Raw genomic sequence first — 648 nt, 5'->3', positions numbered from 1 at the left:
GCCCGCACCACCCTGCCACGCGGCCGACCACTCAAATTCGGCCGCCCCTCACAGGTGGTCACGCTCACGCTGCCCGACGATGTCGTGAGATGGCTCGAGGGGCTACATCCGGATCCCGCGTGGGCGTTGGTGAAGCTGTTCGAGCGCGCGCGAAAGGCGAATGCCACCTCTCCACGCGAGCGGCCGGTCGCGGAGCTCGCACAACTTCCCGGACGCCGCGCCCTCATTCTGGTCCGGCCGGATCTGATCAAGGATCTGCGGGGAATCTCCCTGATTCCGCTGCAGGACGGCCGCGGCGTTGCCGACTTGGAGATCGCTATCCTCGACCGTCTGGACAGCAGCAGCTCGCCGGAAGAGCGTGAGGCGCTCGCAACCGTTCGCGGATTGCTCAAGCGCTGGCGACACGAAAGGATCCGCTTTGAGATCCGCTCGATCATTGTCGCCGAGCGCGGGCCCTCGAGCGTCGATCAGCCGCAGCCACTCGCCGAGCTCCGGAGTGAGCGCGCGCGGTGACTCGGCTTCCCGGTGGCGACTCGAGGTAGCCGCGATCCGCGCGGTCGGAGACTCCTTGATTCACTGAAGGATACGTTGGCGGGTCGACGGGACTCGAACCATCTCGCCTTGGCTGCAAGCCAAGGCGGATCGACT

At 66.5% G+C, this 648-nt stretch carries 1 protein-coding gene; it reads left to right on the top strand.

The features are described from left to right. Nucleotides 1-84: 84 nt before the first annotated feature. Nucleotides 85-513 carry a hypothetical protein gene (locus tag GEV06_28925; GenBank protein ID MPZ21866.1) on the top strand — a complete coding sequence of 143 codons (429 nt, stop codon included), beginning with the start codon at nucleotides 85-87 and terminating at the stop codon, nucleotides 511-513. Nucleotides 514-648 lie beyond the last annotated feature (135 nt).

Origin of the sequence: Luteitalea sp. (assembly GCA_009377605.1) — a bacterium.
Lineage (GTDB): Bacteria > Acidobacteriota > Vicinamibacteria > Vicinamibacterales > Vicinamibacteraceae > WHTT01.
This window is presented reverse-complemented; position numbering and strand designations above follow the sequence as displayed.